This window comes from Thalassospira sp. (assembly GCF_048059015.1).
Classification (GTDB): domain Bacteria; phylum Pseudomonadota; class Alphaproteobacteria; order Rhodospirillales; family Thalassospiraceae; genus Thalassospira.
Window position 1 is genome coordinate 610,001 of sequence record NZ_JBLLNT010000002.1, and the last position, 25,707, is coordinate 635,707.

Here is a 25,707-nt window from a genome sequence, read left to right on the forward strand (position 1 = left end):
TGATGCGGGGCCTGATCGCGTTCGGCTTCGCGGCCGATGATGAAGTAATCAAGATCGGATTGATCTGATGCCTCATGCCGGCCATAGGAGCCGGTAACCACGACGCAGAAGGTATCACCAGACAGGTTCTTGCCCAACGCATCGCGCATCTCCGCCAGACGGGTGGCAGAGTATTCCTGATTGGTTGCGATGGTCTTGGGTAACAAGATCGGGACAGCCTCTTGGTACAACTCGTTGATTACCAAGTATCTGCCTATCGCTTAAAGATTAATACCGCGTTTAACTGATATGACTTGGGGGCGATTAACGCGATTAACGCGATTAACGCGATTGACGCTTAAGCAAAGCAAACCATAGTTTGTCGGTGTTTCCCATTTGCTGAACGCATCTGCCCCACAATCCTTGCGAAAGAATACCTCGCCATGAACATTTCTGATCTGCCATTTGGTACTACAGACTGGTCGCGCATTGAGACCACCGAACATGTTGGCGAAGCCGGCATGGCAACATGGCGAACACAGAAATTTGGTCCGATCCGGGTCCGCATGGTGCAATATTCGCCGGGTTATCTGGCCGATCATTGGTGTTCGAAGGGCCACATTTTGCTGTGTCTTGAGGGCGAACTGGTGACCGAGCTTGAAGACGGTAGGACCTTCGTCCTTAAGCCGGGTATGAGCTATCAGGTGGCGGACAATGCCGAAGCGCATCGCTCATCGACGGAGACCGGTGCGACACTGTTTGTTGTCGATTAGGTAGAAACAAACTCTAGTCGAACAGACTTGCCGCAGCAGCCTGTTGGGCCGGGTCCGTCAGGCTGCCGACACGACGCAGGAACGAGTTTTTTTCCTCGTAATAGCGTTTGGAAAGGTCAGCAAAGCAGCGAACTTCGACATCCTTGTTGATGTGGAACTCGCGACGCGGAACCTTGGCTTCGTTCAGATCAAACGTGCTGGCCGATACGCTGATCTGGTTGTCCACGGCATCGGCAACGCCATCAAGTTCAATGCGGTTCTTAAGGCTATGCAGGAATTTCTTGAAGGCCGGGTGGCTGTTCAGGAATGCCTTTTCGGTCAGCAGGAAATCATCGGCGGCAAAGTCCGGGGCATTTTTCACGACAAATTCGCGGCACAGATGGTCGGTGGCAAAGCACATCGGACCAAAGATGAAGTTGCGATAGATGTCTTCTTTGAGCTGCCAGAACTTATCCAGGCGCTTGAGCGAGTCTGCATCAAGCTTGACCGCAGCCTCAAGCAGCAGGCGCGGATGGCAATGCACATGGTTGGGATGCACATAGGTTTTTGTGCGGCTGATGCCCTCAAGCGTGTCGATATTGACCGGGCCGGAGAACAGGCTGGCATGCGGGTGATTGGACTTCTTGGAGAGAAGCGCGATCACTTCATCAGGATCGACATTATGTTTGACCAGCAGATGATTGACCGACAGGTCGAGCTGAACTTCACCCGTGATGATCTGATTGGTCAATTGATGGTGGTTGCGGTTAAACCGTCTTGCAAATTCCGGTTCCAGCGTATGGGAAAACGGTCCATGGCCGATATCATGCAGAAGGGCTGCAGCGCCCAGTAGATCACAATCGGCATCCGAGAGGCCCATCAGGCGGCAATAACGCTGCGAGAGCAGGGCGACGCCGATGGTGTGGTCATAACGGGAATGGCGGATATTGGCCGGGCGTCCGTTCGGGTGGAACAGATAATCAATGGCACCCAGGAACGAGATTTCGCGTAACCGTTCAAATGCATGAGAGGCGATCAGCTTTTTATGCAGCGGCCGATCAAAGGCCGAAGCGATCTGCGCACGTTTGAAATGGTAGTTATATTGCGGGACATCGCGAAACAGCAGTTCCCATTCGGCAATGTCGGCAGCGTTGAAGTTGGTGTCAAACAGATCGCCAATTTCCGGTCCGTCATTTTTGGCGGCCTTGAGCGCGGCAGATTCCTTTTGTGGTGCGGCAGGCTTGGCCTCCGCGCGCGGTGCAAAAAGATCTAGCTGCGGTTTGGGACTCATGTTTTAGACGGATACACTGTGTCGGTTGTTACGGGCGATACCGCAGGCATAAACGGATTTTCCGGCCATGTCATTGCGGTTTTTCCACAGGCCTGACCCGCAAAAGGCGGCTTCAGACAAGGTTGTTGTCGAGTTGATGCGAAACGGTGGTAAAAGCACACCGTTTTCACCATAATAATAGCTCATAAACACAAACGGTTAACAACACGTGACACGGCACGCATCCGAGCAAGCTTCTGATCAGGCTTTTGGTCTCGCTGGGGGAAAGAAACAGGTGGTGGCATTTTTGCGCAAATTGCCAAAAGCCCGTCTGTCTGCGTTCTTGGCGGGAACCAGTGCTGCTGTTTCGACGCTGATTCTCTCCTCCTCGATCCATGCGCAAGAAAAGTTTCGGCCCGTGCCGTCGCCAGATGCACCGGCACCTGATGGCATTGGCGCGACCATTTTTGGAAGCCTTGCTGGTTTAAGCGATCAGGACTGGCTTGTCGTGGCATTGGCCGCGGCAATTGGTGCGGGGATTGCCGGTTGGGTTGGCTGGCGCCTGTCATTGCGGATGCGCCGCCATCTTGAAGAGGTTGAGGATCACGAGCACGAATTGGCCGGTGAGACCGAGCTTTTTACCCATTTGCTGTTTGCCGGTCCCGACCCGGTTTATTATTGGAACCAGCAGGGATTTGCCGAGGGGGCAAGTCCGTCGCTTCGCCGGGCGTTTCAGTTGGGCAATGACGGGCGTTTTCCTGATCTGCTTGATATGTTGCGCGATGAGGATGCCAAGGCGCTTAAGGAACGGGTTCGCAACCTTAAATCCGGGCATGACCGGTTTGAGCTTTGGATCACGACCCTTGATGAACGGAAATTCCATGTCACGGGCATGGCCGCACGCAAAGACCGGTCATCGGCGGTGTTGGCGCATGGTTTGTGGTTCCGTGATGAAACCCGTCATTCGCGCGAACGTGAAAGCCAGTTTGGTGATTTTCAGGCGCTGAAGCACGAAGTATCGGGCTTGCGGTTGTTGCTTGATAGCCTGCCCTTCCCGGTTTGGCGGCGTGATAGCGAGCTTCGCCTGATTGATTGCAACGACGCCTATGCCGACGCGGTTGAGCAGCCAAGCATCGAAGATGCGCTGGCCAATCAATCGGAAATCGGAGCGGGAATTATCCCCGATCAGGGTAAGTCATTGGCCGCATCCGTACAGCGCAATGGTGAGGGCCTTACACGCGATTATCACGTGGTGATTCGCGGTGATCGTAAATTGCTGCGCATCACCGAATCCCCGTCACGCCAAACCGATGGGTCGGAAGGCCTGATCGGCTTTGCAATTGATTGCACCCCGGTCGAAGAATTGCAGTCTGATCTGTCACGCCATATTCGCGCCCATGCCGAGGTTCTTGAAAACCTTGGCACTGCGATTGCGGTTTATGGTGGGGATAAGGGGCTTATCTTCTTTAACACTGCCTTCACCAAGCTTTGGGATCTTGATGATGAATGGCTGTGGTCCGAGCCGACCCATGATGATGTTCTCAGGCGTCTGCGTGATGAGCGCAAACTGCCGGAAGTCACCGATTTCACACAGTTCCGCAATACCGAGAACCAGCGCTTTACCGATCTTCTTAAGCCTGAAGAAGATCTGATGCATCTGCCAAATGGCATGACGCTCAGACGCTTTATCTCGCCCCATCCGTTTGGCGGACTGATGTTTGTCTATGAAGATGTCACCGACAAGCTGGTTCTTGAAAGTTCCTATAACACCCTGATCGCGGTTCAGCGCGAGACGCTTGAAAGCCTGCATGAGGCGGTCGGCGTGATCAGTGGAGATGGGCGGTTGCGCCTTTATAACCATGGCTTTGCCGATCTTTGGGGATTGGATGCGGCATTCCTGGATGCGGCACCGCATCTGGCCGATGTTGTGGAAAAGGCCAAGGATTATTGGCGCGAACGCGATGATTGGGACAAGTTCAAAAGCCGGATGGTGGCACGTATCACCAATCATGAGCCGATGAATGGCCGACTTGAGCGATCAGACAACACGATCATTGATTTTGCGATTGTGCCGCTGCCCGATGGGGCTGTGATGATGTCTTATATTGATGTCACCGATACGATCCGGGTCGAACGTGCGCTTCGCGAACGCAATGAAGCGCTTCGGACCGCCGATCAAATGAAGTCTGATTTCATTTCGACCGTGTCACGTGAACTGACCAAGCCACTGGATCATATCAATGGCGAATCTGATCGTTTGATCCCGCATCTGACCGGCAATGTCGCGCGGTCTGTCGAAACGATCCGGGCCGAAGCCCAAAGCATGCTGGCACTGGTGGATGATATGCGCGATCTGGCGACATTGGGATCGGGGCAAGTTGCACTTGAGCTTGATACGGTTGATCCGCGCCGCTTGCTCCGCTCGCTCGAGGCACTTACACGTGCGCGTCTGGCTGAGCTTAACGTGTCGCTGCGGCTTTATTGTTCGCGCAATATTGGCTGGATGGTGGCTGATGAACGCCGCCTGAAACAGGCTTTGTTTATTCTGGTGACCAACGTGCTGCGCACAGCACCAGAGGGCAGCGAAGTGTCGGTTGTTGCCCGTCGTCGTGGCGATGATATCGATATTTCGATCTCGCTTTCGGATGAAGCTCCACAGCCGATGCTGTTTGAAGGTCTGCGCGATGGTGAAAGTCCATCGGCCCGCCGTGCGCTGGGTATGGCTATGGTCCGGGCTGTGGTGGAGATCCATGGCGGTCGGGTCAAGATCAGCCGCGATGGGCGAGAGATTGCCTGTATTCTGCCTGCGGGCGAGGAAAGTGATCTGGGTTAGGGTAGCTAAACACCAAGACACGAAAAAGGCGCCGAAATCGGCACCTTTTGTTTTTGCGACGTTGTCTTCTCAGTTTGATCAGACGGTGTAGGGAACGTCCTTGCCAGCAATAAAGGCATCAATGTTATCAAGCGCACGGAAGCCCATGGCATTTCGGGTTTCAACCGTAGCCGAGCCCAGATGCGGCAGCAGGAACGTGTTTTTAAGATCGCGATAGGACGGTTCGATATTCGGCTCACCGGCAAACACATCCAACCCGGCAGCGGTCAGTTTGCCTGATTTCAGGGCTTTGATCAGGTCCTGATCATTGACCACATCTCCACGCGCGGTATTGACGATGATCGCGCCATCCGGAAGTTTCGAAATGAAGTCCGAATTCACCATTCCACGCGTTTCGGGGGTGGATGGGCAATGCAGCGACAGGAAATCACAATGGGGCAGAAGGCCCTCAATACTGTCGTGATAGGTCGCGCCATATTCCTGATCCGCGGGCAGCTGACGACGGTTGTAATAATGGATTTCCATATCAAAACCGCGCGCACGTTTGGCAACCGCCTGACCGATCCGGCCCATGCCAACAATGCCAAGCTTTTTGCCCGTGACCTGCGTTCCCATCAGATGGGTCGGACGCCAGCTTGACCAGGTTGCATTACGGACTTCGGCCTCGCCTTCGCTGGCGCGACGTGCAGCACCCAGGATTAGAAGCCAGGCGATATCAGCAGTCGCATCCGTCAGAACGCCCGGCGTGTTGCCAATGATGACGCCCTTTTTCTTGGCCGAAGCAAGATCGATATGGTCGGTACCCACCGAGAAGGTGGCGACGATTTTGACACTTTCTGGAAGTGCGTCAAAAAACTCTGCATCAATCGGATCACCAACGGAAACAAGGGCTGCGTCCGCACCGTGGCAGAGGGCCAGGATTTCGTTGCGTGACAGCGGGTCGTCGTCTTCCTGGGTGCGGATGTCATAGGTTTCGGCAGCGCGTTTCGCGACAGCTTCTGGCAGTCTGCGGGTCACGGCAAGGACGGGTTTCATTCGGTATTTCTCCCTGATGAGGATGATTATTTTTCGATTTGTATTGTTAGAATAGCTGTCCAACAGCCAGACGGATACCGATTGATGTGATCACCATCGATAACAGGAAATCGGCCATGACAATGGCGCTTGCCGTCGGGATCGCAACGGAGAGTGTGAGCTTGGCGATATAGACGCCATAGACCAGCATGGCGAGAACGGCGATCATCACGAACCCGCCCGCGCCCAGTGACGGGAACAGAATGCCGAGCAAAAGGGCGACCAGATAAACCGCCATCTGCAAAACGCTTGCCCAGTTATAGACGGTGATGAAGGCAACATATCGTTCGGCGCGGCCCAGCATTGGAATGATGTGAAACATCACAAGCGGGAATGCGACCCATTTGATGACGTAGGCAATCACCTCAACCACCATATAGCGCGCGACCGGAAAGTCAGCGGGTGCGTCAAACAAATCGTGCCAGCGCAAAAAGGCGAATGCCGGAAAAACGATGATGGCAGCCAAGAAGGACCGCCAAAATCCATCCATCGAAAACTCAAAATACTGCAGACCATTGGCATCGCCACGGGCAATGCGCCAAGTGCCGTAAAGGGCGCGCAGGGTTTCAGACGAGGTGCTCATATGGGGCTGTGTTTCCGGGCGTGGACGAAATGTGGGTCCAGTCTGTCTAGCAGGCTGATCGCGACAGTGAAATAGCTTATCCCTGATTGCCCTTCCTTCACAAGATACCCGCAAGGAACGTCTGTTGCTGTACCCGGCCAAACCGGTCGGGTTGATGGCAACATGAGGTGGCGGGACCAGGATGGGCGACAAATCGGACGAATATGCGTTGCGCTTGTCCTATCTTGAACAGACAGATGCCAATTCACTTGCCGTCGCGCGCCTTTATCTTGAAATGGCAAGCAACCAAACACCCGATGATCGCGATCAGGCATTGATCCTGTTTGATAAGGCAGATGCGATATTTGCCCGGCATTTGCCAACCGCGCGCGATGCCGCGATAGCCGGGTTAGCGCTTAGTCTTAATAATCGCTCAGCCCTTGAGATCGAGGCAGAGCAATGGGATTGGGCGGTTGATGCGGCAAGCCAGGCGGTCGAGCTGAGACGTGATCGATTGCGCAATTGTATCGGGCGCAAGGATGATGTTGAGCGGCTTGATCTTGGCTACTCGATCGCGGCCTTGGTCCTTGCCCTGCGCGGAGCGGGGAATATTGATCTGGCACGTGATGCTGCGGGCGAGGGGGTTAAGGTTCTTGGGACCTTTGCGGGGCAAGGCAATCAGGAAGCCTTCATTCTTCTGACCAGGCTTATCTGCATCTATGCCGATCTGTGTACTTCGACCGATCAGCTGCCTGATGCCGGATTGCTTCTGCCGCTTGCCAAGGCGTTCTATAGCAGTCGTAAGGACCGGAAGTAGTGCATATGAAAACGGCCGCAAAGCGGGGTTTGCTTCGTGGCCGTTCAGATTGGGGGGCGGATCAGCGGGTGCTGCTGACCGACCAGGTCAGGGATGCCTCGCCATTTGCGGGTACCTTGATTTCCCATTCAATCAGGCCCGGTTGCGGGCGTTCATGTTTGTGGCTCTCGGATGTAACGGTCCAGTCACTTGGGACATTCTCGCGAATGGTGATGGTTTCTTCGCGGTCGCTTGTATTGCGGATGTTCCAGCCAAGATCGGCAGCAACTTCGTCCGGTAAGTTCGGGCGTGCTTTGCGCGAGAAGGATTTAACGTCACGCGTGCCGGAAATGTCGCTCGCCTTGCCAAGGCGAAGCGTTGCTTCACGTCCGACCGGGGTCAGGGACACATGGTCATCGGCGAGATAGCCGGTGTCACCGGACGGGGTTTTGGCATAGATGCGCACAAGACCATCCGGCCACGGGCTTTTGGCATCCTTGCCACCTTCATTGGTGATTTCGATTTGCAGATCAGGTCGAACAAAATCACCCTTGCCGGTGCCGGCTATGCCGTACGGATTGCTTGCGGCTTCGAAAACCGCACGGCGTTTTGCAGGCAGGGTTTGCGTATCAAGCAACGGCAGGATTACAAAATCCCCATCTTGCATCGAAAGGCCTTCGAACGGGCCGTAGACATGAAGGTTTTCGAAGCTCTCGCGATTGGCACCGTCTGCTGCACCGGTGCTATCTGCCATGGCAGACATCATCATTTCGGTGCGTGCGGCCTTCATCATTGGTGGTTGCTGCGCCCGGTTGGGATCACCAGCGACCAGACGTAACTGGGCACCGTCATAGCTGCTGCCGGAATTGTTGGTTACGCGTGCGATTGCCGAAAGTTTAAGCTGGTTTTCAGCGCTGTCGTAATGCGCGACATAGGATGTGTTCCAGCCAATCCCGCCCAAAAGATACGCCATCGAGATGTGATCCAGTGGTGCACTGGTGGCGATATCGGCATCAATTGATGGGGTAACCGTGAAACCGTTTGGCAGATCGGAGATAATGATTTGATCAAGCGGGATTTGCTCGATACCCGCATCGGTTCGCACCAACGCAATGTGAGTTACGGCCAAAAGTATGCCTTCTTCAAGGTCGTCATCATCGCGGCGGATGGTGACGGTTTTGCCAATCTGGGCCTTGAGCAGCGTATCAAGTGCGCTATAGCCGTTGGTTCGGTTGCGAAGAGATGTCCAGACCAGATCACTGTCTGTTGCTGTTCCCAGCAGAAGCAAGTCATCCATGATCGTTCCGGGTAGATCAGCCAGACGCAGCAGGCTTTGCCCATCAGGGATATTTGCCGTGCGCTGTTCGGCGATTAGCGACAGGTTGCCGGGATAAACGGTGAGCTGCAGTTTGCTACGGTTCTGGGCGGGGACGGCGATGGCCGGGCTGGTGTTGTTGCGGTTTTCGACCGAGTCTTGTGCGCGAACTGGTTCGATATCCTGTCCGAAAAACACTGCCGTGCCCAACAGTGCGGCCAGTGCAAAACGATTGCGTAATGCTGCAGACATTCCCGATCCCTTGTCTGGTTATGTAAGTTTTGTCGACGCTACCCTTGCGCGAAAAAGTGGCAGGATCAAGGACATGTCGGGACGAATTCAAGGGAGTGACATAGGCGCAAAACAAAACGACAACGCTTCTTATGCGTTGTCGTCTCAGAGCGATATGGACAGAAGGAACATCTAGCTCAGCTCGTGATGGTATGAGTAACCACTGCTATCAGGCAAATGATGTTGGAAAGCGGCCTGTCGGGAAGTGTCGATGAAGATCGGTGCGCGCAAGTTCACCGACATGATAACATCTCCATCATCAGGTTTGTGCAGCGTTACGACGAGCAACACAGCGCCGTCCTCTTTCTTGATGCCGTAAATCCCAAAGGCTTGTTCAAGGTGTTCCGGCTTGAGAGTGTCGCTCTCAAGATTGTAGGGGGCGACGATGAAAGCGAGTTCCGGCTCAGTAAGGGACTGCATGAGAATAAAGGTTGCGCCACCTTCACCAGGAAAAGTCGCCAGAGCAAAGACGTTGTGATCGGGAAAGCCCTTGAGCCCTGCAGGAAAATAGATGGCCTTATCCCATGAAAACTCGCGTTCACCGAACAAGGTTTTCAGTTTCACAGCCGTTGGAGCATCGCCCGCATCTGGTTGATTTAAATCTGTCGTCGATACCATCGCTTTCTCCCCCATGACTGTAAGTCAGAGTTTACCGTGCAATATGAAAAGCATTTTGGATCGGTATGCCCGAAATTCAAGGGCTTGGCCAATATGCTTGGTGTTACGGTTGAGTTTTATCACGATTGTGTAAACAGAACGCCAACAGGCTCGCTAAATCCTTTGACCTGAATGGTTTCTTTCTGATTGTAGCGACCAAGCAGCACGGGTGCGCAAATCGGCGCTTCTTCGACGAGTTTCTTGGCAAATTGCGTGCTTAGAACCGCATCGCTGGAAAGCTCGCGGGTGGCCTTTTCAAGGCGCGCGGCAAGATTAACCGTCGCCCCGATGACGGCCGGTGTGACGGCTTCGCGTTGGCCGATATCGCCAACAACCGCGGGGCCGAAATTCAAGCCAACTCCGATCTTGAGCGGTTCGCCCGCATTGGCCGGATCACGTGCCTGCCATTCCGCGACTTGGGTTATGATGGCTTGTGCTGTGCAAAAGGCATTGGCTGCGGGCTTTTCCAGATCATCAAAGGCCGCAAAACTCGCCATCACAGCATCGCCAATATATTTCTCGACAATACCGCCATAGGCCCCGATTTGCGAGGTCGCGATCTGATGGAACTGGTTGAGAAACCGCATCACTTCTTGCGGGTCGCGTTTCTCTGCAAAGCGTGAGAAGCCGATAATGTCGGCAAATAAAATGACGCAGTCACGTCTTTCACCAACGCGCACCGGCTCATCACGATCCGCCAGTTGATCGGCAAGGGCGGTTGGGAAATAGCGCGCAAGGTTGCCATGGGCACGTTCGGCAGCCGCGAATTGATTAATCAAAACACGCAGTCGCGAAACCATCACCGCACAAGCAAGCGTAAAGACAATGACGATAATGACCTGTTCGGCCAAGGCGGAGATATCGACAAATTCCGGCAGGTTATAAGTGTCGATAATTTCCTGCTGGGTCGGGTTCCATTCATCCCCGAAATGCTGCGAGACAATGACACCAGGCCGTGTCATCAGCCACCAGATCGCCGCACACCATGCAGTAAACAGCCAGAAGCCAAACCAAAGGATCAGTCGGGGTGAGAAGGTCATGATGACCAGCGCCATCATGATCATGGAAAAGACCACGCCGCGGTCACGCACAACGAATCCATAAAGCCATGCCGGGTGATCAAGAAACGGGTTGAGCGGGTCCGGGACGACCGAGACATAAACGATCAATCCAGCATCAATCACGGCCAGAAGATAGATCATCCAATAGGATTTGCTGCCACGAAAGGCGACAAACAGCTGGATGAATACGCCTGGGATGAACCAGCCAAGGACTTCAAGAAGGGTATAGAGCTTGCCGGTAGGCGAATCCGGTTTGCTAAACAGCAACAGGATGAAGGCCAGCATGCAGATGCGCAAAAAGGCAACAAGGATCAGCCCGCGTTTTTCTTCGCGGGCGACAAGCCGATCAAACAGCGTTTCAGAAGGCTCAGTTTTTGATGGCATCAGCAAGAAGTTGTTTCAGCCCGTCGCTATCCTTGATCACCAAACGGCCATCACGGCGCGTGATCATCCCCTGTTTTTCAAGTTCACGCAGTTTCTTGTTCACCGCTTCACGGGTCACACCAAGCATCAATCCAAGTTCCTGCTGAGACAGCGGAAGGGCAATGCGAATGCCCTCCGGGTCCGGACCGCCATGACGTTCGGCAAGCCACAGGATGCGCTTGATCAGGCGCGCTGTGAGATCAAGGAAATTGGCATCTTCAAGCAGATCACTGACCCAGCGCAGACGACGGCACAAAAGGGCCGTGATGTGACGGCGCAGCGGTGCTTCGCGATCAAAAATCTCAAAGAAGTCATCACGTGAAATGAATAGAGTTCTGGTCGGGCCGACAGCACGCGCGGTTGCGGTACGCGGTTCGCCATCAAGCAACGCGATTTCTCCAAATACAGCACCAGGTGCCAAAACGTTCAGAACGATTTCCTTGCCGGTTTCCGAAACTGATGAAATGCGAACCTTGCCGGCCTCAACCGCATAAAGACCATCCGCAGGTGCGCCCTTTTCAAACAGCAACTGGCCGTCTTCAAGGCGTTTGACCGTGGCCTGACTTGAGAGCTGTTCAAGCAATTCGGGGTCCAGATCCTCAAACAGGAAGCTGCCTGCCAAAATGCGCGAAGCAATTTTTGCGAGTTGCGGAGAAGTTGGGCCGTTTACACTGTTCACAGGATTCACTTTGGAAATAGCGTTATTTCAAGGATCGAATCGATAAATTTCCCAGCCAAAGTAGCACAAATAACCGGATTTACAGCAAGCTGTTTTCCATTCTGTGGATAAGAGCAGCCTCTGCGCCAAACCGGCTGGAAATATGTCGTTTGGGCATGTTTGATCATTTTCTGCGCTGGAACTTCTTGTGACGATCCCCAATTTGAGAATGGGTCTTTGAGTGGTTTTTACGTGAATTTTGCGGCCTGGAGCACAGCAATTTGAATGTGTCTTACGAAACGAATTGTCGAAAAATCCATATAAACTGCTGTTTTACGGTAAAATATAGAACGTTTGACAAAATCTCCTATGTTTTTTAAATTATCCTAATTCCGAAATCAGACTGCTCAAGAACAAGATTGTCAAAAGCAACCACGGTCTGCGGGATTTCGTTCAATCGGGAGGAAGTAATGAAGATGATTTCCAAAGGTGCCCTGTTCGGCGCCGTTTCAATGGTCGCCGCGTCTTTTGGTTTTAATGCGCAGGCAGCCGACGTGACCCTGAACTTTGCCCATGTTGACCCGGCAGAGTGGACCACCTCGAAAAAAGGTGCGGCGTCACAGGTCTTTAAAAACATTGTTGAAGCAGAATCCGCTGGCCGTATTGAGGTCGCGCTATTCCCGGCCGGAGCGCTGGGTGGTGAAACGGACCTTCTGCAGAATACCCAGGACGGTACGCTGGCCATGTCGATGGTTTCAGGTCCGTTCTCCAAAGTCTGCCCTGAGGCAGCTGTTCTGGACATTCCATATGTATTCCCGAACGCCAACGTTGCCTGGAACGTTCTGGATGGTGATTTCGGTAAAGAACTTGCTGCTCATTGCCTGGAAAAAACCGGCCTGCGCACGCTGGCTTATGGTGAAACCGGTTTCCGTAACTTCACCAACTCCAAACGCGCTGTTGCAGAACCGAAAGACATGGAAGGTCTGAAAATCCGTGTCATGACCGTTCCGCTGTTTGTGGAAATGGTGAAGGCCCTTGGTGGTGACCCGACCCCGATTCCGTGGCCGGAAGTTCCGACTGCCCTTACCACCGGTACGGTTGATGGTCAGGAAAACCCGATCAGCGTGATCTATGCCAACAAGTTCTATGAAATGCAGAAATACCTGACGCTTGACCGTCACGTATATGGCACCGACTTCATCGTGATCAACGAAGCAACCTATCAGGCGCTGTCTGAAGCAGATCAGGCGCTTCTGCGTCGCGCTGCGGGCATTGCTGCAAATGTTGGTCGTGCGATCCAGCAGTTCAACTCTGCCGAAGGCGTAGCCAAGCTGGCTGAAGAGGGCATGGAAGTAACCACGCCGAGCGCAGAACAGCTTAAGGCATTCCGCGATGCGGCTCAGCCTGCTGTGATCAACTGGCTTTCCGGTCAGATTGATGCCGAGTGGATTGAAAAGCTGCAGACTGCCGTTTCAGAAGCTGAAGCTTCGATGTAATCGGTATTGGCGGGCCTGATACCCCTCCTTGTATCCGGCCCGCCCTTTTTTCCCGTCACCGTGCTTCCAAAAGCATAAGAATTTTCCGCGATGATCCGGGGGAACCCATGCAACGCGCCGAGAATGCGTTTAAGCGTTTGCTCGCCGGACTTTCGGGGCTCAGTATCCTCGTTGTCTTTGGTGTAGTTTTTGCTGGCAGTGTAAGCCGCTACCTTTTTCTTCCCCGCTGCAATGGAGCGAAGAAGTCGCGAAATACGCGATGATCTATGGCTGCATGTTTGGTGTGGCTTACGCCTATCTGCAGGGTACCCAGATTACGTTCAGTATTGTGATTGATACCGTCCCAAGCGCCTTGCGTCGCAAGCTCGCCGTGGTTGTTGATGCCGCGACCCTGGTTTTGGGTGGTGTACTTGCCTATGCCGGATGGATTTTTGCTGCAAAGCGCGGCGGTATTGTTGCCTCAGGCATTGGTATTCAGATGTATTGGGCGCAGATCGCCCTGACCATTGGTGGTGTTTGCCTTGTGATCGCAGCGATCCTGCGCCTTGCGTCCGCCCTGAATTCGAAGCCGACCGGGGGTGAGGCATGATTACTGGCGTTACCCTTTTTGTATTGCTTGCGATTGGTGCACCTGTCGCCTTTTCTATCGCGCTTGGTCTGGTGGCCTATATCAGCACCGGGACCTTTGGCATTGATCTTTTGCCGCAGCGTATTTTTGCCGGCATGGACAGCTTTACCATTCTGGCGATCCCGCTGTTTGTTTTGGCCGGCGAATTGATGAATGCCAGTGGCATCACATCGCGTGTGATCAATCTGGCCAATGCATTGGTGGGCCATGCGAAGGCCGGACTGGCGCAAGTCAATATCTGGTCTTCCGTGATCTTTGCCGGTCTATCTGGTTCTGCTGTTGCGGACACATCGGCGATTGGCCGTATCTTTATTCCATCGATGGAAAAAGAAGGTTATCCGCGTGATTTCGCGGCGGCTCTGACCGCTGCATCCTCGGTGATTGGCCCGATCATTCCGCCAAGCATTCCGGTCATTATCTATGCGCTGATCACGACCAATGTGTCGGTACCAGCCCTGTTTTTGGCCGGGATTGTTCCGGGCGTTTTGCTGGCAATTGCGTTGTCGGTTTATGTGCGCTTCTTTGTGAAGAACTACGCCAAACCGCGCGAACGGATGAATGTCGGTGAGAAGCTGAAAGCCGTCTGGAATGGTTTGATCCCGCTTTTCATGCCGGTCTTTGTGATTGGCTCGATCCTGGCAGGGATCGTGACGCCAACAGAGGCCGCAAGCTTTGCGGTGTTTTATGCGCTGGTTGTTGGCCTGTTTATTTTCCGCGAGCTAAAGCCATCTGATCTTCCGGGCATCTTTTCCGGTGCGATGCGCAATTCATCAAGCATCCTGATCATCATGGCGACCGTTGCTGCAGCCAACTGGTTCATGACTTTTGCCGGTATTCCCCAGGCAATCAGCCAATTCGTTCTGGGCTATGTCGACAGTCCGGTCACCTTCCTGATCCTGATTAACCTGATGCTTCTGGCGGTTGGTCTGGTGCTTGAAGGGATTGCCGCGATGCTGGTTCTGGTGCCGATCCTGCATCCGATTGCGATCAGCCTTGGCATCGATCCGACCCACTTTGGCATCATCGTGATCTTTAACCTGATGATCGGTTTGATTACGCCGCCTATGGGGTTGTGCCTGTTTGTTGCGGATGCGGTTGCCGGGGTCGGAATGGCCAAAATGATCCGCGCGATCATGCCGTTCTTCATCGTCGAACTTATGGTGCTGATCATCATCACCTTTGTTCCGCAGATCGTGACCTTCTTGCCTAACCTGTTTGGATTTTAGGATACCTGTCCATGTTGAAACTCGGTCTTATCGGTAAAGGCATTTCGCGGAGCCAGTCAGCACGACTGCACGTATTGCTGGGCCGTATGTGCGGGAAGGATGTTACTTACGATTATCTCGATAGCGATCAGATCGCAGACTTTGATCTGATCAAGCAACTGACCACCTGTGCGGAAACCGGCTATGCCGGGGTCAATGTGACCCATCCCTACAAGACCAGTGCGCGCAAGCTGATCACGCCGCGTAAACGGCTTCCCGAAGCATTGGGATCGGTCAATACCGTGGTGTTCCGTGAAGATGGCTGGCGTGGGGACAATACCGACTTTGTTGGTTTTATGCGTGGGTATCGCGGGCAGTTTGGCGATGCCAAACCGGGCACGGTCTTGCAGCTTGGTGCGGGTGGAGTTGGTCTGGCAACGGCATTTGGTCTGCGTGGATTGGCGGCTGATAACATCCTGATCCACGACAAGGATGTTGCACGCGGCGAGGAGCTGGTTGCGACGCTGAAGGCGGCGGATGCCAACGCGACTTTCATCACCGAAGACGCGCTTTCAGATGCTGTCCGGTCTGCCGATGGTTTGATCAATTGCACACCGATCGGCATGAACCAGTATCCGGGCAGTCCGTTTGATGCAGACCTTCTGGGCGGACAGAAATGGGCCTTTGATGCCGTTTACACCCCGGTCGAGACCGCATTCCTGCGATCAGCGGCGAAATCGGGGATTGAAGTCATGACTGGCTTTGAACTCTTCTTCTTTCAGGGTATTGAAGCATTCGAGGTTTTCAGCGGGGCAGATATTGATGCCGATGCTGCAAGAACAGAATACTTCAATGCCTATCCCGAGGCATTGACGGGTTAGGGGGAAACATGAGCAGCAGCACAGTTGCCGAGACAGTCTATAACGAAATTCGCGACGACATCCTGTATGGCGAATTGCAGCCGGGCGTGAAGCTTAAGCTTGAAGCGCTCCGCGAACGTTATAGCGTCGGGGTCAATACGCTGCGCGAAGTGTTGAACCGTCTTGTCGCATCGGGCTTCGTATTTGTCGAAGGCCAGAAAGGTTTCCGTGTTGTCGAAACATCGCCGTCCAATTTCAAGGAATTGACCGCGATGCGGCTGTTGCTTGAATGCGATGGCCTGACGGCATCAATGAAACACGGTGATGTGGAATGGGAGGCCCGCGTGGCAGCGGCCCATCACAAACTGGCCGCGATCGAAAAGAAGATGATGCTTGAAGACAGTCGTGAATTGACTGTCCGGTGGAGCCAGTATGACCGGGAATTCCATCAGGCCCTGATTTCGGCCTGCGGGTCTGACCTGCATCTGCGCCTTCACCGCGAGATTTTCGATCAGTTCCGACGTTATGTCGTGATCGAACTGAAAACCCACGGGTTCCGTGGGCAGGAAATTATCGACGAGCATCGTGCACTCTGTGAGCTGGCATTGGCCCGTGACGCGGATGCTGCGATTGCACGATTGACCGATCATATCGAAACATACCGTCATCGTTCTCAGGACTGATTTGACGACCGGGCTTTGTTGCCCATTGCCTTGGCAGGTCGCGCTATTCATTCCTGAGAAGACCGGTGTTCTATTTGCGTAGCCCGGAGGGATAATATGCTGACCTCGATTGCCACAGTTTCACTGTCAGGCGACCTTCAGGAAAAACTCGATGCCATCGCCGCTGCCGGCTTTGACGGTGTCGAAATCTTTGAAAACGATCTTCTGTCCTTTGACGGATCACCTGCCGATGTCGGCAAGACGATCCGTGATCTTGGCCTGAAGCTTGTGACCTTCCAGCCGTTCCGCGATTTCGAAGGTATGCCTGAACCCCAGCGCACCCGTGCGTTCGAACGTGCCGAGCGCAAGTTTGATTTGATGGAAGAACTGGGCACCGATCTTTTGATGGTGTGTTCGAACGTATCACCCCATTCGCTGGGCGGTCTTGATCGTGCAGCAAAGGATTTGGCGGAGCTTGGCGATCGTGCGGCCAAGCGCGGACTTCGCGTCGCGTTCGAAGCACTTTCATGGGGCAAGCATATCAGCGATTATCGCGACAGCTGGGAAGTGGTGCGCCGTGCCAATCACCCCAATGTCGGTTTGGTGCTTGATACTTTCCACATTATGGCGCGCAAGGTGCCGCTTGATGCGATTTCATCAATCCCGGGCGACAAGATTTTTCTGGTTCAGGTCGCAGACGCACCAACCCTTGAGATGGATGCATTGTCCTGGAGCCGTCATTTCCGTTGCTTCCCGGGCCAAGGTGACTTTCCGCTTGATGAGTTCATGCGCAATCTTGCCATGACCGGTTATGACGGGCCGCTGTCACTTGAGATTTTCAACGATCAGTTCCGGTCAAGCTCGACCAAGAACGTTGCCAAGGATGGTCTGCGTTCGCTGATCTATCTTGGCGATGGGGTTGAGGGCGTTAAGGTCGGTGAAAAGGGCGCTGACCTTCCGCCCAAGGCGCATGCCAAGGAAGTCGGCTTTGTCGAGTTTGCGGTTGAAGAAGAGACCGCCGACAAGCTTGCCAATCTGTTTGCAGGGCTTGGTTTTGAAAAGCGCGGCAGCCACAAGACCAAAGCGGTTACCTGGTGGAAGCAGGGTGATATCAACCTTGTGATCAATTGCGACAAGGACGGTTTTGCCCATTCTTACAACATCGTGCATGGCCCGTCGGTCTGTGCGGTGGGGCTTAAGGTCGATGACGCCAAGGCCACCCTTGATCGTGCGCAGTCATTGCTGGCCGCACCGTTCAGTCAGGCGGTGGGCGAAGGTGAAATTGAAATGCCGGCCATCCGTGGTGTGGGTGGCAGCCTTGTTTACTTCCTGGATGACCATAGTGAACTGTCGCGCATCTGGGATGTGGAGTTCGAACCTGCCAAGACCGTAGACAATGCCAAGGCGAAGCTTCGCGCGGTCGATCATGTTTCCTACTCGATGCAGTATGAGGAAATGCTGACTTGGCTTCTGTATTTCACCTCAATCTTTGATCTGGGCAAAATGCCAACCCTTGATATCCCTGATCCGGGCGGGTTGGTGCAGAGCCAGGTGGTGCAAAGCGATGCGGTGCGTTTGATCCTCAATGGTTCGCAAAGCCCGCACACCCAGCATTCCCAATTCCTGAACGAGTTCTTTGGCAGCGGCGTTCAGCATCTGGCGTTTTCAAGCGATGATATCTTTGCCTCGGTCGATTACTGCATCGCCAATGGTGTGGAGATTCTGCCGATCCCGGAAAACTATTATGACGATATCGAAGCCCGGTTTGGCTTGGAGCCAGAATTGCTGGATCGTTTGCGCGCGCGCAATATGCTCTATGATCGGGATGACGAGGGTGAATATTATCAGGCCTATACGCGCACCTTTGCCAATCGTTTCTTCTTTGAATTGGTAGAGCGTCGCGCGTATCGTGGGTTTGGGGCGGCCAATGCGCCGATCCGGCTAGCATCGCAAACGCGGATGAACCGTCGAAACGAAGCAGCGAAATAGATAAACGACCGAAACACCGGGCCTCAGGGGAACAAAGAAATGAGCGTGCAGGAAATCCTTGTCATTAACGGACCGAACCTGAACCTGCTTGGGCAGCGTCAGCCGGAAATCTATGGTTATGACACGCTGCAAACCATCGAAGCAAAATGCGTGGAACTGGCAAAGGATCTGAACGTTTCTGTGCGGTTTGGTCAGTCAAACCACGAAGGCGCGATCATTGATATGATCCACGAAGCCCGCGAAAAGTCGGCTGCCATCATCATCAATGCCGGGGCTTATACCCATACATCGGCTGCGATCCATGACGCGCTAAAAACCTTTGATGGTTATATTATCGAACTGCACATCTCCAACCCGCATGCCCGCGAAGAATTCCGCCACAAAAGCTGGATCAGTTCGGTTGCAGATGCAGTGATGGCCGGTGCCGGTGCATATGGTTATGAGCTGGCAACCCGTCTGGCGGCAGAAAAGATCAAAGCACGCTAAAGTCAGGTTTGAAATTTCAAGTCATTAGGTGGGTTTGTGTTGCTTTTGTCTGGAAAAATGATTTGAAAAATCACGACATGGCATTCAAAGGGGCAGCATCAGGCTGCCCTTTTTGTTTGCGGCTTAAAGCGTGTCAGACAGAGCTTCTTGAACGAAGGGCTGCGGCCAATGTACCGTCATCAAGATAATCAAGTTCACCACCAACCGGGACACCATGGGCAAGGCGTGTGACCTTGACCCCGGTTTCGATCAGGCGTTCGGTGATGTAATGCGCCGTTGTCTGACCGTCGACCGTGGCGTTGGTGGCAAGGATGACTTCAACTACCGCACCCGAACGCACGCGATTAACCAGCTGATCGATTTTCAGATCATCCGGGCCGATGCCATCGAGTGGTGACAGGGTGCCGCCCAGTACATGATATTGGCCCTTAAACGATGCACCGCGTTCGAGTGCCCAAAGATCCTGAACTTCTTCGACCACACAGATGATGTCGGTACCGCGATTGCCATCGGCACAGATGTGGCAGGGATCGGAGACATCGATATTGCCGCAGTTCGAACAGGTTGTCATGGCCTCGGCCGTTTCATGCAGCGCATCGGCCAGCGGGATCATCAGGGTTTCGGGCTTTTTGAGCATCTGTAGAACCGCACGGCGGGCCGAACGCGGGCCAAGGCCCGGCAAGCGCGACAGAAGCTTGATCAGATTTTCGATTTCCCGTCCGGTCATATTGATCCCGTTTATGGTGTTAGTGTCCTGATCTTGTATCAAAAACAAAGGGCGGCGCAATGCCACCCTTTGCTGCGTACCATCAAAGTACGAATTTTATCGCGCGTTCGATGCGTGATCAGAACGGCAGTTTGAAGCCTTCCGGCAGGTTCATACCGCCGGTGACGTCTTTCATCTTTTCCTGAACGGCGGCCTCAACCTTGACCTTTGCATCGTTATAGGCAGCAACGATCAGGTCTTCGAGGACTTCGGTGTCGTTCGGGTCAACGATGCTTTTATCAAGCGACAGGCCACGCATTTCGCCTTTGCCGTTCAGCATCACTTTGACCATGCCCGCGCCGGACTGGCCTTCGATTTGGAGTTCAACCAGACTTTCCTGCATTTCCTGCATTTTGGTCTGCATTTGCTGGGCCTGTTTCAGCATCCCTGCAAGGTTCTTCATAGCTCGTCGTCTCCTTCGAGATAAAATGCGTCGTCATATACTGAACCGCTTTCGTCTTCTTCGCCCTCGGTCATTTCCTGACCCGGTGGCAGATGGACGGCAACGATTTTGGCTTTTGGTAAACCATCAAGAATGGCCTTGACCAGCGGGTCTTGCGAGGCGTCAGCCTTACGCTGTTCAAGGGCTTCAAGTTCCTGTTCCTTAAGCGTCGGTGCACCTTCTTCGCGCTCGGAAACACTGACCAGCCAACGTTGACCGGTAACCGTGTTGAGCGCCTTGATCAGCTGGGTCGACAAATCGGAACGTGCACCGCGTGCCGGGCGAAATTCAATCCGGCCCGGTTCGTATTTCACCAGATGCATATAGTTTTTGACCTGCATGGCAATGCCGGTCGTTTCGCGTTCCTTGCCCAGAAGTTCGGCAACTTCGGCAAAGCTTTCGGGCATTTTGGCATAGGCAACCTGGGCGACCTGTTCTGGTTCGCCAAGCGGATCCGGGCGGCGTTGTGCAACGGCTGCGGCACCGCCGCCACCACTGACGACCTGCATACGCGGGCCGGGGCCGCCCCCATTTCCGCCACCACCTTGCGGGGCGCTACCCCCGCCAGCATTGGCCATATCCTGACGCAGCTTTTTGATCAGATCACCGGGCGGCGGCATTTCAGCGGCATAGGCCAGGCGGATCAAGATCATTTCAGCAGCCTGAATGGGCGATGGTGCGATCCGGGTTTCTTCAAGACCCTTAAGCAACATCTGCCAGGCGCGGGTAAGCTGCGGCATAGCAAGCTTGGCGGCGATTTCCTTGCCGCGTTCGCGTTCGATCTGCGACACGCCCGGATCATTCGCAGCATCAGGCGACAGCTTTACACGCGTCAGCCAATGGGTCAGATCAAGCATGTCTTGCAGCATCACGGCCGGATCACCGCCAAGTGCATATTGTGCACTTAGAAGTTCCAGTGCCTCGTTGATTTCGCCTTTCATGGTGAAATCAAACAGATCGAAGATGCGTGATCGGTCCGAGAGACCCAGCATGTCACGGACCTGCTGGGTGGTGACTTTACCTGCACCATGCGAAATCGCCTGATCAAGCAGGCTCATACCATCACGAACAGAACCGTCAGCTGCGCGCGCGATCAGCGCGACGGCCTCTTCTTCAATCTCGGCCTTTTCCAGCCCGGCAATGCGGGTGTAGTGCGCGGCCAGTTCATCGGTCTGAACACGACGCAAATCAAAGCGCTGACAACGCGACAGAACCGTGATCGGGATCTTGCGGATTTCGGTGGTGGCAAAGATGAATTTCACATGCTCTGGCGGTTCTTCAAGCGTCTTGAGAAGCGCGTTGAACGCACTTTTCGAAAGCATGTGCACTTCATCGATGATGTAGATCTTGTAGCGGGCCGAGGTCGGGCGATATCGCACACCTTCGATCAGTTCGCGAATGTCATCAACGCCGGTACGCGACGCGGCATCCATCTCCAGAACGTCAACATGGCGGTCTTCGGCGATTGCCCGGCAATGTTCGCACACACCGCAGGGTTCGATCGTCGCCCCGCCTTTGCCGTCCGCACCGATACAGTTCAGCGCGCGTGCGATGATACGGGCGGTCGTAGTTTTACCAATCCCGCGCACACCGGTCAGGACAAAAGCATGTGCCAGACGGCCACTTTCAAGCGCGTTTGACAGGGTCTTGACCATTGGCCCATGGCCGATCAGCTCATCAAAGGTTTTCGGGCGGTATTTCCGCGCAAGAACCTGATATTCGCTTTTGGCTTCTGGTTCGGCCACAGCGGCGGGCACGGTTGCTTCCGCAGCACCAACTTGTTCAGCCGAGGTCGTTTCACCTTCAGGCGCTGTTTCGCTCGCGGTCTCGATCTGATCGCTCATTCATCCGGTCCGGATTGTTTTAATTCTCAGTTGGTTTTAGCAGCTTCGAGCCGCGATGGGAAAGGCCAAGTGGGAATTTTCCCATACAAAAAACCACATGCCCAAAGATGGTCCAGGCAAGTCAAAAAGCAATCGTATGTCGGGGGGAAATAGAAGGGTGAGAGACTGGACAACGACCCGGAAAAACTCGTTACGGCTGCTACCTTCCGGTCCTGACCGGGTTGGCGAGCGGTCCGTCCACTGCCAGCCTCTCGCCCCCTATATCGCGCAAGGAGCAGTAAAACGCAAGCGTTGGCTGGGATTTTTTCTGTGTTCAAGCAATCGTGGCTTTTGACCAGACCGTGTGCGGGTTAATGTCGTGATCCGCCACCACAGAAAATCCCGGCTCCCCAGTGGGTTGATCCCGATTATGGCCGGAAAAGAATTTTGGGAAATGCACCACCATGAACAGGCAGTTCTTCGAAGCCATCGATCTTGATCGCGATGCGGTCCTTAGAAAAGACGATAACTGGCAGCAGATTCTTATGGCAGAGGAGTCGCTTCGTATCCTGATTTGCCATGCCGGTGATCCGCTTTTTGCCTGGCCCGAAGACATGGATGCGCATGAACTTGTTGTACTGGGTGCGCCCGCCATTTCCCATCTGGATGTCGATCTTCATGGCGGTGAATGGATTTATCTTGGCCGGGATGCCAATGGCCCGGTGATTGCCGTTGATATCGAAGCTGTCGTGATTGACCGTGATGATGCCGTGCGTCGTCTTGGCGGTGGATTTGGTGATATACGCAACCGAATGGCCGCACTTTCGATTGATGAGGCGGCCTTGGCAGCACAGGCGCGTGCAATTTTTAACTGGCATCGCGGCCATCAGTTCTGTGGGGCATGTGGCCATCCCAATCAGGTGGCAGAGGCCGGATATCGGTTGCAATGTAGTAATCCCGATTGCGGCAGATCGCATTTTCCGCGCACCGATCCGGCCGTAATCATGCTGATTCATCATAATGATCACGTTCTTTTGGCACGGTCGCCGCAATTCCTGCCCGGGATGGTGTCGGTTCTGGCGGGGTTTGTTGAGCCGGGCGAAACGTTAGAGCAAGCTGTTGCGCGCGAGGTCTATGAAGAAGTCGGGGTGAAGATCAAACGGGCGCAATATGTTGCATCCCAACCTTGGCCATTCCCAGGTTCTTTGATGTTGGGCTTTATCGCCGAGGCCGAAACGACCGATCTGTCACCCGATGAGGAAGAGATCGAATTTGCCATGTGGGTGCATCGCGACGAGGTCGCGAACCTTCCGGCCAAGGGGATAAATCTGCCACGGCCGATATCTATTGCGCGATACCTTCTGGAAAACTGGTGCGCGGGACGCATATAGAAAGAAGGACACCGATCAATGTACTGGCAAATGCCGGTGCAATTTGGTGTGCGGATTTGTTAATCGGGTAGCTGCAGGTAGGATTTTGGTGGCGACACATCGTTTGATGCGAAATGTGGGTTCGGTCCTTGCGATCATGCTTGGCGTCTTTGCGTGGACGACAGTTGCAGCCAAGGATCGTATTCCGGTCAAGGTCGGGGCTTATGAGTACGGCGTCGTCTATTATTTCGAAAATGGCGAACCCAACGGCATCGTCCCGATTCTGATCAAGATGCTCAATGACATCCAGACAAACTACGACTTCCAGCTGGCGGAAACGTCCTCACGGCGGCGCTATCGCTCAATTGAGGCGGGCGAGGTCGATCTTGTTCTTCTCGAAAGTTCGCAATGGGAATGGCAGGAATTCGATGTCGGCTTTTCCGAGCCGATTGTTCGGGAAAAAGACCTGTATGTCGCATTGGCTGAGCGAACCGACCTTGATCAGCTTTTTGCCAATGTGACCACTCAGCCGATGTTATGTGTGCTGGGTTTCCATTACGGATTTGCTGACTTCAATGCCGACCCGGATTTCCTGCAGCAGAACTTTGATGTGCTGCTGCGCTATAACGAAAAAGAAGTCCTGAACGGCCTGGTCGCGGGTGAAGCCCCGATCGGCATTGTGTCCGCAGGTTTCCTTGCACGCCAGTTTGTTGCAGACCCGGGATTGCGTGATCGTGTGGTGATAGCAGATGAACCCGATGCGACCTATGACCTTGTGTCGGTCGTTTCAAACAGCTCTGCCATTCCGATTGCGGACTTTAACAAGCTGATTGATCAGCTTCATGCAACTGGCGAAGTCGAACGCCTGTGGCAGCAACTGCATATCGGTGTTTCGGGTTAACGGGCAAAACCCGGCTTAGCCAAGCGGGGGAATGCGGGCAATCACGTTGCGGCGCAGGCTTTCGGGGCGTTCGCGCCAGGCAACAATACCATCTTCGCTTTGGGCATATTTATCGGCCAGTTCGCACAAATCATCGATCATGCTTTCGGGATCGACATTGCCATAGACATATCCCCATTTCCCGGCCCCATTAAGCGCAATGGAACAACCCGATTTGCAATTGGTCAGGCATTCAGCCGGATGCAGATCAAACGGCAAGTCACGCGTTTCACAGACTTCCTGCATGCGATCAAAAAGCTGCTTTCCATGGCGCGGATCAGATTGCCCATCAGCGTTGGACGCGGTGCAGGTGATGCAGATATTCAGGCGTGGCTTGGTGGTCATGAATGCGATCTTTGATTTGCGGGATACAAAACGGCGTCAGTTTTTATTGGCGCGCATCCAATCAGCTTGCAGCCGCCTCGGTCAAGTCATCATCGAGATTTTGGCTCACATAATCCTGAATGGCGGCGGCAAGTTGGCGGCTGACCAATGGGTGTGCACTTTCGGCCAGCATCACGGCCACCCCGACGGCGGGAAGCGGTGGGAAGCCATCGCGACTATCAAGGATCTGGAACTCGTCGGTTACACTGGCCGCAGCAAGGGCGGCAACACCCAATCCATCGCGCACCAGATGCAAAAGCGATGCGGCCTGACGGGTGGTGGCAAACAGATTGAACGGCCTGCCGGATTTGGAAATCGCGTCAATCGCCCAAGCATGAAACTTACAATCCTCGGCCGGCAAAACCAGCGGTAATGGATCAAGTTCATGCTGTCGATGGATCGGGGATGTCACCCAAACGCCTGGCTCATGACGCAGGAAATAGCCCTCTTCGCCCATGGCCGAACGGCTCACGAGCGAGATATCAAGCTCGCCTTGATCGAGCATGCGTTGCAACAAGATGGTCGGGTTGATCGAGATGAAGAAAGTGGCTGACGGGATTACGGCGCGAATGGCACGCAAAACCACCGGCAGGATTTTTTGCGCGTAATCATCGGGACAACCGATCCGGATCGGACGACTGGCATCCTTTGATTGCAGCTTGCCCATGGCTTCGTCTTGTAGCGTCAGAATGCGTCTTGCATATCCGACGAAGGTAATCCCTTCGTTGGTGAGCAGGACATTGCGGCCGTCACGTTCAAACAGCTTGTTATCAACCAGTTCCTCAAGACGCTTCATCTGCATGGAAAAGGCCGATGGCGTGCGGCCGATGCGGTCAGCAGCACGGTTGAAACTGCCGCATTCAGCAAAGGCGACGAAGCTTCGAAGCAGATCGGAATCCAATGGCCTCTCCTTTGTTCAGAAATATTGATCAAGGAAATTGAACTATTGGGTCAAAACTATTCGATTGTTTGGATCGCATCCAGC

General features: G+C 54.0%; 25 protein-coding genes and 1 other RNA gene (1 of these 26 running past the window's edge). 12 read left to right on the top strand and 14 right to left on the bottom strand.

Features of this window, described 5'->3' with window-relative positions:
• Window positions 1-206: the 5' portion of a DUF294 nucleotidyltransferase-like domain-containing protein gene (locus ACMZ66_RS03465; RefSeq protein WP_416934437.1), read on the bottom strand. The gene continues 730 nt to the left of window position 1, outside the view; 206 of the gene's 936 nt are visible here — the first part of the coding sequence; its start codon is at window positions 204-206; its stop codon lies off the left edge, out of view.
• Window positions 207-422: 216 nt separating this feature from the next.
• On the opposite strand from ACMZ66_RS03465, the gene ACMZ66_RS03470 reads away from it, so the two are divergent.
• Window positions 423-752: a DHCW motif cupin fold protein gene (locus ACMZ66_RS03470; RefSeq protein WP_416934439.1), complete on the top strand. Its 330-nt coding sequence runs from the start codon at window positions 423-425 to the stop codon at window positions 750-752.
• A 13-nt stretch (window positions 753-765) separates the two neighbouring features.
• On the opposite strand, the gene ACMZ66_RS03475 is transcribed toward ACMZ66_RS03470, so the two are convergent.
• A complete protein-coding gene (locus tag ACMZ66_RS03475) occupies window positions 766-2,022 on the bottom strand; it encodes an HD domain-containing protein (RefSeq protein WP_416934441.1) in 1,257 nt (418 codons plus the stop codon).
• 277 nt (window positions 2,023-2,299) lie between these two features.
• Here ACMZ66_RS03475 and ACMZ66_RS03480 point away from each other — a divergent pair, with 277 nt between their 5' ends.
• Entirely contained in the window at window positions 2,300-4,834 is a 2,535-nt protein-coding gene (locus ACMZ66_RS03480; protein ID WP_416934443.1) for a PAS-domain containing protein, read from the top strand.
• A 78-nt stretch (window positions 4,835-4,912) separates the two neighbouring features.
• Here the strand turns inward: ACMZ66_RS03480 and ACMZ66_RS03485 are convergent, their stop codons facing one another.
• Both ACMZ66_RS03485 and ACMZ66_RS03490 read right to left on the bottom strand, forming a co-directional pair.
• On the bottom strand, window positions 4,913-5,869 hold the full coding sequence (locus ACMZ66_RS03485) for a 2-hydroxyacid dehydrogenase (protein ID WP_416934445.1): 957 nt from the start codon (window positions 5,867-5,869) through the stop codon (window positions 4,913-4,915).
• Window positions 5,870-5,915: 46 nt separating this feature from the next.
• The gene (locus ACMZ66_RS03490) at window positions 5,916-6,491 is read right to left on the bottom strand and encodes a hypothetical protein (RefSeq protein WP_416934447.1); all 576 of its coding nucleotides are present in this window, start codon (window positions 6,489-6,491) and stop codon (window positions 5,916-5,918) included.
• A gap of 181 nt (window positions 6,492-6,672) precedes the next feature.
• On the opposite strand from ACMZ66_RS03490, the gene ACMZ66_RS03495 reads away from it, so the two are divergent.
• The gene (locus ACMZ66_RS03495; RefSeq protein ID WP_416934448.1) at window positions 6,673-7,287 is read left to right on the top strand and encodes a hypothetical protein; all 615 of its coding nucleotides are present in this window, start codon (window positions 6,673-6,675) and stop codon (window positions 7,285-7,287) included.
• A 61-nt stretch (window positions 7,288-7,348) separates the two neighbouring features.
• On the opposite strand, the gene ACMZ66_RS03500 is transcribed toward ACMZ66_RS03495, so the two are convergent.
• The 4 genes from ACMZ66_RS03500 to ACMZ66_RS03515 form a co-directional block, all read right to left on the bottom strand.
• Window positions 7,349-8,833 (bottom strand): DUF4139 domain-containing protein, encoded by a 1,485-nt coding sequence (locus tag ACMZ66_RS03500; protein WP_416934450.1) that lies wholly within the window; start codon window positions 8,831-8,833, stop codon window positions 7,349-7,351.
• A 171-nt stretch (window positions 8,834-9,004) separates the two neighbouring features.
• Window positions 9,005-9,490 (bottom strand): flagellar assembly protein FliW, encoded by a 486-nt coding sequence (gene fliW, locus ACMZ66_RS03505; protein ID WP_416934452.1) that lies wholly within the window; start codon window positions 9,488-9,490, stop codon window positions 9,005-9,007.
• 119 nt (window positions 9,491-9,609) lie between these two features.
• Window positions 9,610-10,974: an adenylate/guanylate cyclase domain-containing protein gene (locus ACMZ66_RS03510; RefSeq protein WP_416934454.1), complete on the bottom strand. Its 1,365-nt coding sequence runs from the start codon at window positions 10,972-10,974 to the stop codon at window positions 9,610-9,612.
• Window positions 10,958-11,692, bottom strand: coding sequence for a Crp/Fnr family transcriptional regulator (locus tag ACMZ66_RS03515; protein ID WP_416934456.1), 735 nt, complete (start codon window positions 11,690-11,692; stop codon window positions 10,958-10,960). Before ACMZ66_RS03515 ends, ACMZ66_RS03510 begins: the two co-directional genes overlap by 17 nt.
• 449 nt (window positions 11,693-12,141) lie before the next feature.
• Between ACMZ66_RS03515 and ACMZ66_RS03520 the strand changes: the two genes are divergently transcribed.
• The 7 genes from ACMZ66_RS03520 (at window position 12,142) to aroQ (ending at window position 18,997) form a co-directional block, all read left to right on the top strand.
• Window positions 12,142-13,167 carry a DctP family TRAP transporter solute-binding subunit gene (locus ACMZ66_RS03520; protein WP_416934458.1) on the top strand — a complete coding sequence of 342 codons (1,026 nt, stop codon included), beginning with the start codon at window positions 12,142-12,144 and terminating at the stop codon, window positions 13,165-13,167.
• Between the two features lie 259 nt (window positions 13,168-13,426).
• Window positions 13,427-13,756 carry a TRAP transporter small permease gene (locus ACMZ66_RS03525; RefSeq protein ID WP_416934460.1) on the top strand — a complete coding sequence of 110 codons (330 nt, stop codon included), beginning with the start codon at window positions 13,427-13,429 and terminating at the stop codon, window positions 13,754-13,756.
• The gene (locus tag ACMZ66_RS03530; RefSeq protein ID WP_416934462.1) at window positions 13,753-15,021 is read left to right on the top strand and encodes a TRAP transporter large permease; all 1,269 of its coding nucleotides are present in this window, start codon (window positions 13,753-13,755) and stop codon (window positions 15,019-15,021) included. Before ACMZ66_RS03525 ends, ACMZ66_RS03530 begins: the two co-directional genes overlap by 4 nt.
• An 11-nt stretch (window positions 15,022-15,032) precedes the next feature.
• Complete coding sequence (locus tag ACMZ66_RS03535; protein ID WP_416934463.1) at window positions 15,033-15,881, top strand: shikimate dehydrogenase family protein; 849 nt, start codon at window positions 15,033-15,035, stop codon at window positions 15,879-15,881.
• 8 nt (window positions 15,882-15,889) lie between these two features.
• Window positions 15,890-16,543: a GntR family transcriptional regulator gene (locus ACMZ66_RS03540; protein ID WP_416934465.1), complete on the top strand. Its 654-nt coding sequence runs from the start codon at window positions 15,890-15,892 to the stop codon at window positions 16,541-16,543.
• Window positions 16,544-16,639: 96 nt separating this feature from the next.
• Entirely contained in the window at window positions 16,640-18,511 is a 1,872-nt protein-coding gene (locus ACMZ66_RS03545; RefSeq protein ID WP_416934467.1) for a bifunctional sugar phosphate isomerase/epimerase/4-hydroxyphenylpyruvate dioxygenase family protein, read from the top strand.
• Window positions 18,512-18,550: 39 nt separating this feature from the next.
• The gene (gene aroQ / locus ACMZ66_RS03550) at window positions 18,551-18,997 is read left to right on the top strand and encodes a type II 3-dehydroquinate dehydratase (RefSeq protein ID WP_416934469.1); all 447 of its coding nucleotides are present in this window, start codon (window positions 18,551-18,553) and stop codon (window positions 18,995-18,997) included.
• Between the two features lie 133 nt (window positions 18,998-19,130).
• On the opposite strand, the gene recR is transcribed toward aroQ, so the two are convergent.
• From recR to ffs, 4 genes are all read right to left on the bottom strand, one after another.
• Window positions 19,131-19,724: a recombination mediator RecR gene (recR, locus tag ACMZ66_RS03555; RefSeq protein WP_416934471.1), complete on the bottom strand. Its 594-nt coding sequence runs from the start codon at window positions 19,722-19,724 to the stop codon at window positions 19,131-19,133.
• 118 nt (window positions 19,725-19,842) lie between these two features.
• Window positions 19,843-20,166 carry a YbaB/EbfC family nucleoid-associated protein gene (locus ACMZ66_RS03560; protein ID WP_101246944.1) on the bottom strand — a complete coding sequence of 108 codons (324 nt, stop codon included), beginning with the start codon at window positions 20,164-20,166 and terminating at the stop codon, window positions 19,843-19,845.
• The gene (locus ACMZ66_RS03565; RefSeq protein ID WP_416934474.1) at window positions 20,163-22,049 is read right to left on the bottom strand and encodes a DNA polymerase III subunit gamma/tau; all 1,887 of its coding nucleotides are present in this window, start codon (window positions 22,047-22,049) and stop codon (window positions 20,163-20,165) included. Before ACMZ66_RS03565 ends, ACMZ66_RS03560 begins: the two co-directional genes overlap by 4 nt.
• Before the next feature lie 157 nt (window positions 22,050-22,206).
• Window positions 22,207-22,301, bottom strand: an RNA gene (gene ffs / locus ACMZ66_RS03570) — signal recognition particle sRNA small type.
• Between the two features lie 191 nt (window positions 22,302-22,492).
• Here ffs and nudC point away from each other — a divergent pair.
• A complete protein-coding gene (gene nudC, locus ACMZ66_RS03575) occupies window positions 22,493-23,419 on the top strand; it encodes an NAD(+) diphosphatase (protein ID WP_416934475.1) in 927 nt (308 codons plus the stop codon).
• Between the two features lie 88 nt (window positions 23,420-23,507).
• On the top strand, window positions 23,508-24,299 hold the full coding sequence (locus ACMZ66_RS03580; RefSeq protein ID WP_416934477.1) for a hypothetical protein: 792 nt from the start codon (window positions 23,508-23,510) through the stop codon (window positions 24,297-24,299).
• Window positions 24,300-24,314: 15 nt separating this feature from the next.
• Here ACMZ66_RS03580 and ACMZ66_RS03585 read toward each other — a convergent pair whose 3' ends face one another.
• The gene (locus ACMZ66_RS03585; protein WP_416934479.1) at window positions 24,315-24,683 is read right to left on the bottom strand and encodes a DUF1636 family protein; all 369 of its coding nucleotides are present in this window, start codon (window positions 24,681-24,683) and stop codon (window positions 24,315-24,317) included.
• Window positions 24,684-24,744: 61 nt separating this feature from the next.
• Window positions 24,745-25,623 (bottom strand): LysR family transcriptional regulator, encoded by an 879-nt coding sequence (locus tag ACMZ66_RS03590; protein ID WP_416934481.1) that lies wholly within the window; start codon window positions 25,621-25,623, stop codon window positions 24,745-24,747.
• Window positions 25,624-25,707 lie beyond the last annotated feature (84 nt).

Excerpts from the sequence above, each read along its gene's own strand:
- ACMZ66_RS03470 (WP_416934439.1), top strand. The coding sequence starts at position 423 with ATGAACATTTCTGATCTGCCATTTGGTACTACAGACTGGTCGCGCATT.
- ACMZ66_RS03475 (WP_416934441.1), bottom strand. The coding sequence starts at position 2,022 with ATGAGTCCCAAACCGCAGCTAGATCTTTTTGCACCGCGCGCGGAGGCC.
- ACMZ66_RS03485 (WP_416934445.1), bottom strand. The coding sequence starts at position 5,869 with ATGAAACCCGTCCTTGCCGTGACCCGCAGACTGCCAGAAGCTGTCGCG.
- ACMZ66_RS03490 (WP_416934447.1), bottom strand. The coding sequence starts at position 6,491 with ATGAGCACCTCGTCTGAAACCCTGCGCGCCCTTTACGGCACTTGGCGC.
- ACMZ66_RS03495 (WP_416934448.1), top strand. The coding sequence starts at position 6,673 with ATGGGCGACAAATCGGACGAATATGCGTTGCGCTTGTCCTATCTTGAA.
- ACMZ66_RS03500 (WP_416934450.1), bottom strand. The coding sequence starts at position 8,833 with ATGTCTGCAGCATTACGCAATCGTTTTGCACTGGCCGCACTGTTGGGC.
- fliW (WP_416934452.1), bottom strand. The coding sequence starts at position 9,490 with ATGGTATCGACGACAGATTTAAATCAACCAGATGCGGGCGATGCTCCA.
- ACMZ66_RS03510 (WP_416934454.1), bottom strand. The coding sequence starts at position 10,974 with ATGCCATCAAAAACTGAGCCTTCTGAAACGCTGTTTGATCGGCTTGTC.
- ACMZ66_RS03520 (WP_416934458.1), top strand. The coding sequence starts at position 12,142 with ATGAAGATGATTTCCAAAGGTGCCCTGTTCGGCGCCGTTTCAATGGTC.
- ACMZ66_RS03525 (WP_416934460.1), top strand. The coding sequence starts at position 13,427 with ATGATCTATGGCTGCATGTTTGGTGTGGCTTACGCCTATCTGCAGGGT.
- ACMZ66_RS03530 (WP_416934462.1), top strand. The coding sequence starts at position 13,753 with ATGATTACTGGCGTTACCCTTTTTGTATTGCTTGCGATTGGTGCACCT.
- ACMZ66_RS03535 (WP_416934463.1), top strand. The coding sequence starts at position 15,033 with ATGTTGAAACTCGGTCTTATCGGTAAAGGCATTTCGCGGAGCCAGTCA.
- ACMZ66_RS03540 (WP_416934465.1), top strand. The coding sequence starts at position 15,890 with ATGAGCAGCAGCACAGTTGCCGAGACAGTCTATAACGAAATTCGCGAC.
- ACMZ66_RS03545 (WP_416934467.1), top strand. The coding sequence starts at position 16,640 with ATGCTGACCTCGATTGCCACAGTTTCACTGTCAGGCGACCTTCAGGAA.
- aroQ (WP_416934469.1), top strand. The coding sequence starts at position 18,551 with ATGAGCGTGCAGGAAATCCTTGTCATTAACGGACCGAACCTGAACCTG.
- recR (WP_416934471.1), bottom strand. The coding sequence starts at position 19,724 with ATGACCGGACGGGAAATCGAAAATCTGATCAAGCTTCTGTCGCGCTTG.
- ACMZ66_RS03560 (WP_101246944.1), bottom strand. The coding sequence starts at position 20,166 with ATGAAGAACCTTGCAGGGATGCTGAAACAGGCCCAGCAAATGCAGACC.
- ACMZ66_RS03565 (WP_416934474.1), bottom strand. The coding sequence starts at position 22,049 with ATGAGCGATCAGATCGAGACCGCGAGCGAAACAGCGCCTGAAGGTGAA.
- nudC (WP_416934475.1), top strand. The coding sequence starts at position 22,493 with ATGAACAGGCAGTTCTTCGAAGCCATCGATCTTGATCGCGATGCGGTC.
- ACMZ66_RS03585 (WP_416934479.1), bottom strand. The coding sequence starts at position 24,683 with ATGACCACCAAGCCACGCCTGAATATCTGCATCACCTGCACCGCGTCC.